The organism is Asaia lannensis NBRC 102526 (assembly GCF_024054035.1).
Classification (GTDB): Bacteria; Pseudomonadota; Alphaproteobacteria; order Acetobacterales; family Acetobacteraceae; genus Asaia; species Asaia lannensis.
Genome location: NZ_JAMXQU010000023.1, coordinates 1 through 885, shown reverse-complemented (window position 1 = coordinate 885; position 885 = coordinate 1). Strand labels below are relative to the sequence as shown.

Sequence of the window (885 nt, the reverse complement as noted above, 5' to 3'; positions counted from 1 at the left end):
AGAGCCTGTTTGGAAACTCACGGATGGGCATTTCTGCGGGTGAGATTGGCGCCCATGGCGACGAGGATCATGGCTTGTGAGACGTCGATACGACGCTCATAGTCACGCACGAGACGTCGCCAGCGGGTCATCCAGCCAAAGGTCCGCTCCACGACCCATCGACGGGGTAGAATTTCGAAGCCCTTCGCTCCGTCCCTGCGTCGGATGACTTCGACGACGAAGTCCAGATAAGCCGCCTTGTCCATCAACTGGAGCCGGTCGTAAGCCCCGTCGGCGAACAGGTGCTTCACCCAGGGCCAGCGCTTGCGAATCGCATCCAGGATCATCTGCGCGCCCGCGCTGTCGGAGATGTCGGCCGGGGTCAGATTGACCATCAGCAGCCGTCCGTCTGTATCCACGGCAATATGCCGCTTGCGCCCGACGACCTTCTTGCCGGCGTCATAACCTCTTGTTTGCGCATGCGGTGCCTTGATGCTCTGGCTGTCGATCACCCCGGCGGTCGGGCTCGTCTCGCGAGCTGACCGCTCCCGATCGAGCATCAGTTCGACGTCATGAATAGTCTGAAACAGAAACCGCCGGGCCAGCTCCCGAAACCAGCCATAGACCGTGCGCCAGTGGCCGAAATGGATCGGCAACATCCGCCAGCCACAGCCCGAGCGGACCAGGTAGCGCACCGCATTGATCACCTCGCGAAATTCGATCTCGCGTGGACGGCCCATGCGCCCCGGTTCGGGCATCCGCGGCGCGATCCGCGCCCATTCCTCGTCCGTCATGTCCGACGGATAGCGCTTCGTCTTGCGGGCAATCCCGGCCATTCGGGCCCTCTGCTCTGGTGTCCACATCCAGAGCTTGAATCACATCCGCTCCAACTTTCCAAACAGGCTC

General features: G+C 61.9%; 1 protein-coding gene. It reads right to left on the bottom strand.

Features of this window, described 5'->3' with window-relative positions:
* Nucleotides 1–17: 17 nt before the first annotated feature.
* Complete coding sequence (locus NF685_RS14220) at nt 18–842, bottom strand: IS5 family transposase (RefSeq protein WP_252850135.1); 825 nt, start codon at nt 840–842, stop codon at nt 18–20.
* Nucleotides 843–885: the final 43 nt, after the last annotated feature.